Here is a 7,794-nt window from a genome sequence, read left to right on the forward strand (position 1 = left end):
CGGCAGGGCCGAGCGCCGCTCCCGCTCGGATCTCGGATCAGGAGGTGCGAACGCGGGCGGCGCGGCCCGCCGGCTCCTGCGCGTCGATGGCGGCCAGCGCCTTGCGCAGCAGCGTGCTCGAGGTGTGCATGGTGTACGGGAAGTAGTGCACCCGGACGCCGACCTCGGCGAAGTCGCGCTCGAGCTTCTCGCCTCTCGGCGTGCCCCTCCAGTCATCGCCCTTGAAGAGGACGTCGAACCCGACCTCGCGCCAGGTGTCGATCTTGTCGGGGACGACCTCGGCGTGCACGGCGTCGACGAACCGCAGGCTGCTCACGATCTCCATGCGTTCGGCCAGAGGGACGACGGGGGCGCGCCCCTTCGTCCGCAGCAGCATCTCGTCGGACACGACGCCCGCGATCAGCCGGTCGCAGTGGTCGGCGGCGTGCCTGAGGATGTTCAGGTGCCCGATGTGGAACAGGTCGTAGGCACCCGGCGCGTAGCCGATGACCGTCATGGGACCCCCCGATCCTCCCGTGGCGCCGCGCCCCCCGGACGGGAACGCGCGCCTGGTCACGCTCGGTGATGCGCGCGCGACTTGCGCGCCGCTCGACCTCAGCGGTCTCGGGAAAGCTAGCCGGGCTCGATCACGCTTGGTGAGGACAGCGACGATCTTCACCCCTTCGGGGGCAGGCTCGGCAGGGACGGTTCAGGTCCCCACCCGGATGGGTGACGGGCCCTCCGCGGCGGGCTCCGGCGCCCCGGGCCGCGGATATCTTCGGCACTCCGACTGGGGGACGCGCCCCGCGGGCGCCCCGCCAGCGCTCGCCCGGACGCGCGGGCAGGCAGGGGATGACATGGAACTGCGGGACTACCTCGCCGCGCTGCGGCGCCACTGGGTGATCTGGGTCGGGCTGACGCTCGCCGGCGCGCTGGCCGGGCTCCTGGCCTTCGCCTTCACCCCGAAGGCCTACGCCGCGAGCTCCACGGTCTTCACCTCCGTCTCCCCCTCGATCCCGAACAGCGCCTCGTTCGTGCAGCAGCGGGTGAAGAGCTACCCCGACATCGTGACCAGCGAGGCCGTGCTCGCCCCCGTCCGCGAGGAGCTCGACCTGGACGTGCCGCTGGCCGACCTGCGCGCCCGGGTGACGGCGACGAACCCGGCGGACACCACGCAGCTGCACGTCACCGTCACCGGACCTGACGCATCGGAGGCGTCAGCGATCGCCAACGCCGTCGCCACGCGGTTCGCCGACGTCGTGGAGACGCTGGAGACCCCGTCGTCGGGGGACGAGCCGGTGCACCTGACCGTCGTCGACCCCGCCGTGGCCCCGACCTCCCCGGTGTCCCCCGTGCTGCTCCACCTCCTGGCGCTCGGCCTCGTCGCCGGGCTGTTCCTCGGCCTGGCCGCCGCGGTCGTGCGGAGCCGGGCGGACACGACGCTGCACACCGAGGACGACCTGCGCCGGGCTTGGGGGGAGGACGACGGCACCACGGAGTTCCTCGCCCAACCCTCCGGTCGCGCCCGGCGCAGCGCCTTGACCGGGCAGGCGGCCGGCACCCTCGCCCGGCGGCTGGAGCTGCGCGCCGAGCAGCGCGTGGTGCGGGTCGCGGTGCTCTCACCCGCGCCGTCGCAGGAGCACATCACCCACGCCTTCGCCGCACAGGTGGCCGACGTGCTGGGGAGCCGCGGCCTGAGCGCCACCGTGAGCGAGTCCGTACTCGGCACGGGCGGCGACGGGGGGGCGCGAATCCGCCTGGACGTCGCCGACCCCCTGGCCCCGCTGCGCGTCTGGAAACACGTGGCCGAGCGCCACGACGGGGTGGTCCTGGTCGTGGCGGCCGGACGGGTCGACGAGCAGGAGCTCCGCGAGGTGCGCACCGTGCTGGCCTCCGCCGGCATCGCACCGCTGGTGATCGCTCTCCTGCCCCACGGGCAGGGCCGCCCGGCTGCCGACCACCCGGATGAGTCCGGCGCGGCACCGGTTCCGACGCCCAGGCCGGACCCCGTCGCCGCGTCCGGCAGGCAGACGGCGCTGAACGGCTCCCGGCGCGGCTGAACGCCGGGACCGCACGCAGGAACGGGCCGGTCGGGACTGCTGCCCCGACCGGCCCGCCCACGTCCGGGTTCACCCGACCTGCGGTCGGGTGGGCTGCGCCGTCCCGGCCCCTGGCGAGCGGCCGGACCGGACCGCTCCCCGGGTCCCGCACCCTCCCCGTCAGCCGGTGAGCGCGACCGTCCTCGGACCACCGCCGAGCACCACCGGCTCGGCGCCGCGCTCCTCCACCTCTCCGGTGAGGCGACGTCGGGAGCCGCCTTCGGCCAGCAAGGAGACGGCGAGGAAGGCGAGGAACTCCGGTGTCGCGTCGAACAGCCCGCTCTCCAGCACGCTCCGGCCGATGACGAAGACCAGCAGCCCGAGGAACAGCGCGCGGTGCGAGCGCGGTGCCCGGAGCACCCCTCGCACCGTCCAGAGCACCCACGTTCCCGCCACGAGGAGGCCGACCAGGCCGGTCTGCACCAGCAGGGAGACCCAGCTGCTGTCCAGCGGCTGCTCGGTCCAGTACTGACCCTTGACCGGGATGATCTTGACCGACAGCCCCCCTCCGAACGCGAGCTGCCAGGCGTCATCGGCCCAGGTCGTGGCGGCGTCCCAGGCGATGAAGCGGGATTGCACCGTGCTGGTGCCGGCGCCGTCCCGCTCGAGGAACGCACCGAGCACGTCGGTCAGGAACACCGCGAAGGTGGCTGCGGCCGCCGCCAGCAGCGCGCCGACCACCAGCCCGACGCGGGCCCGGCGGAGGTGCAGCGCCATGACGAGCAGCGCCGGGACCAGCATGAGCAGGGCCGTGCGGGACCCGGTGGCCCAGACGGCACCGAGCGCCACGGCGGCCACCGCGCCGGATCGGGCCCCGCCGCCGCCCACCGCGATCCGCCACCCGGCGTGCAGCACGACGACGCAGGCGAGCAGCGCCAACGTGTTGGGGTCGACCTCCGGCACACCCCCCGCGAGCCGGCCGCTGGAGAGCGTGGGCAGCCCGGTGACGGCCGCCAGCCCGCCGACCACCGCGCAGGCGTGCGCAAGGGCGGTGAAGAACTGCGTCGCCGTCCAGCAGCGCAGCAGGAGCACGACCGTGAGGGCCAGGATCATCGCCCGGGCGGCGACGACGGCGCCAGCGACCAGCGGACCGTGGGTCAGGGCGCCGAGCACCGAGGCGGTGAGGAGCAGGCCCAGCGCCCACAGCGTCCCGGTGCCCACCCTCAGCTGCGGACGCCGGGCACAGGACCACGCAACGAGCAGCGCCACCACGCTGAGCACGGCCTTCGCGGCGACGACCGGGTCGACCGAGCCCGCGAAGTAGGTGCCGCGCCGCCAGCCCACCGTGGTGAGCACGAGCAGCAGCAGGCAGACCTGGAGCCGCGCCGGGACGCCGCCGATGCGCCGACCAGGGGGCCGCGTGCCGGGGGTCATGCCGGAACCTCCAGCCCCGCCGGAGGGCGCGCCGTGGGGTCCGCCAGGCGCAGGACCACCGACTGACGCACGGCGACGGCCGCGACCACGGGACCGACGGCCAGTGCCGCCGGGGACCACGCCGCCTGACCCGGCGCCAGCACCACCAGCGCCGCCACGGCGGCCAGCGACCCGACCTCCAGGGAGCGCAGGGTGAGGACCCGGCGCTGCCGGCCGTGGACGGAGGCGAGGGAGGCGTAGGGCAGCAGGATCGCTCCGGCGACGGCGTAGAGGGTCCAGCCGATGACGCCCACGACCGGCACCTCGTAACCGCCGCCGGTCAGCAGGGGGCCCAGCCAGGGCAGCGCCAGCAGACCTGCGGCACCGATCGCCGCGATGCCCCCCACCAGACCCAGAGCGGCACGGTCGGCCACCCGCAAGCTGTCGGGGACGGGCCGGGCGCGGAGCGCGGCGAAGTGCGGGAGCAGGAAGGACCCGATACCCGCGACCAGGGTCAGCATCGGGGCGGTGTAGACGCGCGCGGCCTCCACCGGTCCGTACGCGGCCGCACCGACGGCTGCGACGACGACCACCCGCAGCAGGGTCAGGGAACCGGGCCGGATCATCTGCGCGGCGGCGCGCCAGACGCCGAAGTCGGCCACGCGCCGCAGGGCGGGACGACGCCAGGGCCCGGACGGCCGCTCCGCGGTGGGGAGCAGCGCCCACGCGAGGACCGCGGCCGCGACCTGCCCTGCCAGCAGGGCGACGACGAACGAGCCGAGCGTCACCGGACCGGTCAGGCCGCACAGCGCCAGCGCTGCGAGCGCGCCGACCAGGCTGGTGCCGTCCACGGCCGGCAGCGCGGCGTACCGGCCGGTGGCCATCAGCAGCCTGCGCAACGTGTCCTCGACGACGAACGCGGCGCACGCGGGCGCCAGCAGCAGCCCCGCCCACAGCGGGATGACGTCGGTGACGAGCGCGGCGACCGCCCCCGCCAGGCCGGCGGCGGCGGACACGAGGGCGGTCCAGACGTGCAGGCCGGCGCGCACCCCGCGGTCGTGCCGGTCCAGCACCGTCAGCGAGTCCCCCACCATCCCGCTGCACACCGCGGTCACGAGCACCAGCCCGCCGAAGACCAGGGAGAACACAGCCAGCCCGCCGGCACCGAGCAACCGGGCGGCGGCGACCTGCAGCGCCAGGCCGGCCAGCGCCATCGTCGCCTGGCCGACGACGGCGGCGGTCGCCCGCCGGCGCAGCAAGCCGGTCAGGGACGGGAGCACGGAGCGCATGGCCGGTCCGCCGGTCAGCGCCCGGAGGCGGCGGGCAGGGGGCGGCGGATGCGGACGGCGTGCCGGGCCAGCCGCGCCACGACGTGGGCACCGGTGTCGCGGGGGCTCACGTAGCAGCGCGGGAGGGTGTACCGGTCGCCCGGCACGTAGTCGCCGGTGACGCAGGCGTTGCCGTACCCGGCCGCGCGCACGGCGTCGGCGGCCGCGGCGTCGTACGAGCCGTAGGGGTAGCAGAACCCCGGCACCTCGGCCTGAAGGACGTCCTCCAGCAGCCGCCGGCTGTCGACCACCTCGGCGGCGAGCGTGACCGGGTCGGCACCGGCGAGGCGGGCGTGGCTCATGGTGTGGCTCCCCACCTCGTGCCCGGCGGCGGCGACCGCGCGGACCTGGTCGGCGGTCATGATCGGGAACTGCGGGCCCGTGTCCCATGAGTTCGTGGCACCCATGTGACCGGCGACCACGTAGACGGTGGCGGTCATGCCGTGCCGTGCGAGGACCGGGACGGCGGTGGTGAGGAAGTCCGAGAACCCGTCGTCGAAGGTCAGGCCGACCAGTCCTGCCGCCTGCCCGCGGTCGACGGCGTCCAGCAGCTCGGTCTGCGAGACGCCCCGCAGGCCCAGCCGGCGCAGCAGCCGCAGGTGCCGGTCGAGCCGGTCGGGGTGCACGCGGACGCGGTGCGGGTCGGGCGCGGCCGAGGCGCTTATCGAGTGGTACATCAGCACGGCCGGTGCGGAGACCCGGCTGACGACGGCGCTCATGCCACGGCTCCCGATCCGGTGGCCGGCTCGGCCGGCGTGGGCAGCTCCCGGGGCGCCGGGACGGGCGCGCCGAGCGCGGCGACGGCGGCGGCCAGCTCGGCGGCGTACCGCTCGGGCGATGAGCGCCGCCGGGCCACGGCGGCGTCGGCGAGGGCGGCCTCGCGGAAGCGGGGCCAGTCGGTGGTCACGCGGGCGATCGCGTCGGCCCAGGCGCCGGCGTCCCCGGCGGGGACCGCCTGGGCGCTGCCGTAGCCGGCCGCGGCCTCGCGCAGACCGCTGTGGTCGCTGACCACCAGGGGCCGGGCGGCGAGGACCGCCTCCACCGCGGTGTTGCCGAAGGACTCGTCACCGACCGCGGGCACGAGCACCACGTCGGCGCCGGCCAGGTCGGGCCAGACGTCGGCGTGGAAGCCGAGGAACTCGACCCGATCGCCGAGCCCGGCGTCGGCCACGCTCTCGCGCAGCTCGTCGGAGAACCACTCGTAGCCCGGGAATACGTCGCCGACGACGGTGAGGCGGGCGTCGACGCCGCGGCGGGTCAGCTCCGCCAGCGCGGCGACCGCCACCTGCGGACCCTTGCGGGGGTTGAGCCGGCCGACGAACAGCAGCCGCAGCGGACCGTCGAGCCGCGGCCGCGCCGCGACGACCTCGGCGGGGCCGCGCACCGCGTTGCGGACGACGGAGGCGCGTCGGCGCAGCCGCGGCGCCACCTCGGTGAGGACGTCGAGGGTGAAGCGGCTGTTGGCCACCACGCGGTCGGCCAGGACCGGGCAGATCGCCAACCCCCGGCGCAGCAGGCGTGGGGCCGACTGCTCGGCCTCGTGCACGTGGCAGAGGGAACGCCGGCCGCACAGCCGCGCGAGCAGCGGCCAGGACGGCAGGGTGAGGGTGCTGACGTAGACGCCGGCACCGCCGTGCCGGCGCAGCAGCCGCAGGGCGGGCACCAGGCCGCGGACGGCATCGGCGAGCAACCGGGCGGCGCCGCGCAGCCGCAGGGCGGAGTTGCGGAGAACCGGCATGGGGCAGGTCTCGACACGTATCCCGCGGGCCTCGAGCTCATCGGTCAGCGGGCCGGGACCGGGCAGGGCGACGGTGACCGTGAAGCGGTCGGCCAGCGCGACCGCCGACTCCAGCAGCATGCGGTCGGCGCCGTAGAGCTCCGCCCCGGGGTGCACGACCAGCAGGGGTGGACGGGTCATCGCGGCAGCCGGCCCATCTCGCGGTACCACTTGACCGATGCGAGGGCGAGGAAGCCCCCGGCCGCGAGAAAGAGGGCGGTGTAGACCGGGACGAACAGCCAGGTCCAGCCATAGAGCACGAACATGCAGGCCAGCAGGCCGTAGTCGGTCGGCAGGGTGAGCACCGAGCGGCCGATTCCGGCAGGCCGCGAGCTCGGCGCGGCCCGCGTGGGCGCCCCGTGCTGGGCCCGCAGCGCCTCGTTGAGCATCGTGCCGAAGTAGGTCACCGCGTCGACGACGCAGTAGCCCAGCGGCACGAGCAGCAGGGCGCCGTCGACGTCGGTGAAGCGGTGCAGACCGATGAGGACGGCCAGGTGCAGGCTCGAGGCCTTGGCGGCGTCCACCATGTGGTCGAGCCACTCCCCCGCCGGCGACCCGCCTCCCCGCAGCCGCGCGAGCTGGCCGTCGGCGGCGTCCAGGGCGTAGCCGACCACGAGACAGGCGGCCACGGCCAGCCCCGTGGGCACCGACGGCGGTACCAGGGCGAGCAGCGCGATCCCGGTGGCGGTGGCGGTGGCGCTCAGCGCGGTCACGGCGTTGGGCGTGAGCCCCGCGTGGAAGGCGAGCGCAGCGAGGACGCGGCCGGCGGGTCGGTTGACGAAGCGTGAGTACAGCGGGGCCCCGGCCGCCCCCTTCTGGGCAGTGGACAGCCGCCGGAGCGTGGCGCGCAGGCCGGGGGGTGCGGCGTCCGACGGGCTCGGCCCGGGAGCGGGGGTCGACCCCGGCCGCGTCCCCCCGACCTCGGCGAGGGCGTTCCCCGAGCCGTCCACTGCCGCCTCCTGTGCTTGCCGGACCGGTCCGACGGCACGGGGCCGCGCGGCCGCACGGTCGCTGGTCGTCGCTCCGACCAGCATCTACGCGCCGGGACGGCACGGGGAGGGCTGGCCGGACGCCCTCACCCCCACGGGTCACCCGGTCGGACGTCGCCCGGGGGGGGATGAGAGCAGTGCCCTCCTCCCCCCCGGGGGTCACTCCGCGACGGTGACCTGCAGGTCGTCGAACCGGACGGCGACCGGGCTGCTCGAGCTGCCCGACAGGTAGGCCGCCAGGCCCACCGAGCCCGGCGCCTGCAGGGCCG

At 75.9% G+C, this 7,794-nt stretch carries 7 protein-coding genes; 1 reads left to right on the forward strand and 6 read right to left on the reverse strand.

The window, feature by feature from the left end; translation table 11 throughout:
• Positions 1 to 37: 37 nt before the first annotated feature.
• Positions 38 to 496 carry an adenylyltransferase/cytidyltransferase family protein gene (locus E9565_RS13225; RefSeq protein WP_236827447.1) on the reverse strand — a complete coding sequence of 153 codons (459 nt, stop codon included), beginning with the start codon at positions 494 to 496 and terminating at the stop codon, positions 38 to 40.
• A 340-nt stretch (positions 497 to 836) separates the two neighbouring features.
• On the opposite strand from E9565_RS13225, the gene E9565_RS13230 reads away from it, so the two are divergent.
• Positions 837 to 2,039 carry a YveK family protein gene (locus tag E9565_RS13230; RefSeq protein ID WP_236835413.1) on the forward strand — a complete coding sequence of 401 codons (1,203 nt, stop codon included), beginning with the start codon at positions 837 to 839 and terminating at the stop codon, positions 2,037 to 2,039.
• Positions 2,040 to 2,198: 159 nt separating this feature from the next.
• Here the strand turns inward: E9565_RS13230 and E9565_RS13235 are convergent, their stop codons facing one another.
• From E9565_RS13235 to E9565_RS13260, 5 genes are read right to left on the reverse strand one after another with little or no spacing between them, the layout of a single operon-like run.
• Positions 2,199 to 3,452 (reverse strand): O-antigen ligase, encoded by a 1,254-nt coding sequence (locus tag E9565_RS13235; protein ID WP_304505784.1) that lies wholly within the window; start codon positions 3,450 to 3,452, stop codon positions 2,199 to 2,201.
• A complete protein-coding gene (locus E9565_RS13245) occupies positions 3,449 to 4,720 on the reverse strand; it encodes a hypothetical protein (RefSeq protein WP_236835415.1) in 1,272 nt (423 codons plus the stop codon). Before E9565_RS13245 ends, E9565_RS13235 begins: the two co-directional genes overlap by 4 nt.
• Before the next feature lie 14 nt (positions 4,721 to 4,734).
• On the reverse strand, positions 4,735 to 5,478 hold the full coding sequence (locus tag E9565_RS13250; RefSeq protein WP_236827444.1) for a polysaccharide deacetylase family protein: 744 nt from the start codon (positions 5,476 to 5,478) through the stop codon (positions 4,735 to 4,737).
• The gene (locus tag E9565_RS13255) at positions 5,475 to 6,677 is read right to left on the reverse strand and encodes a glycosyltransferase (protein WP_236827443.1); all 1,203 of its coding nucleotides are present in this window, start codon (positions 6,675 to 6,677) and stop codon (positions 5,475 to 5,477) included. Before E9565_RS13255 ends, E9565_RS13250 begins: the two co-directional genes overlap by 4 nt.
• Positions 6,674 to 7,486, reverse strand: a complete 813-nt coding sequence (locus tag E9565_RS13260) for a CDP-alcohol phosphatidyltransferase family protein (protein WP_236827442.1) — start codon at positions 7,484 to 7,486, stop codon at positions 6,674 to 6,676. Before E9565_RS13260 ends, E9565_RS13255 begins: the two co-directional genes overlap by 4 nt.
• Positions 7,487 to 7,794 lie beyond the last annotated feature (308 nt).

The sequence above is a fragment of the Blastococcus sp. KM273129 genome (assembly GCF_021698995.1).
In the GTDB taxonomy this organism is placed as follows: domain Bacteria; phylum Actinomycetota; class Actinomycetes; order Mycobacteriales; family Geodermatophilaceae; genus Blastococcus.

What these genes read in the sequence shown, in the direction of transcription:
- E9565_RS13225 (WP_236827447.1), bottom strand. Translation starts at nt 496, where the DNA reads ATGACGGTCATCGGCTACGCGCCGGGTGCCTACGACCTGTTCCACATC.
- E9565_RS13230 (WP_236835413.1), top strand. Translation starts at nt 837, where the DNA reads ATGGAACTGCGGGACTACCTCGCCGCGCTGCGGCGCCACTGGGTGATC.
- E9565_RS13235 (WP_304505784.1), bottom strand. Translation starts at nt 3,452, where the DNA reads ATGACCCCCGGCACGCGGCCCCCTGGTCGGCGCATCGGCGGCGTCCCG.
- E9565_RS13245 (WP_236835415.1), bottom strand. Translation starts at nt 4,720, where the DNA reads ATGCGCTCCGTGCTCCCGTCCCTGACCGGCTTGCTGCGCCGGCGGGCG.
- E9565_RS13250 (WP_236827444.1), bottom strand. Translation starts at nt 5,478, where the DNA reads ATGAGCGCCGTCGTCAGCCGGGTCTCCGCACCGGCCGTGCTGATGTAC.
- E9565_RS13255 (WP_236827443.1), bottom strand. Translation starts at nt 6,677, where the DNA reads ATGACCCGTCCACCCCTGCTGGTCGTGCACCCCGGGGCGGAGCTCTAC.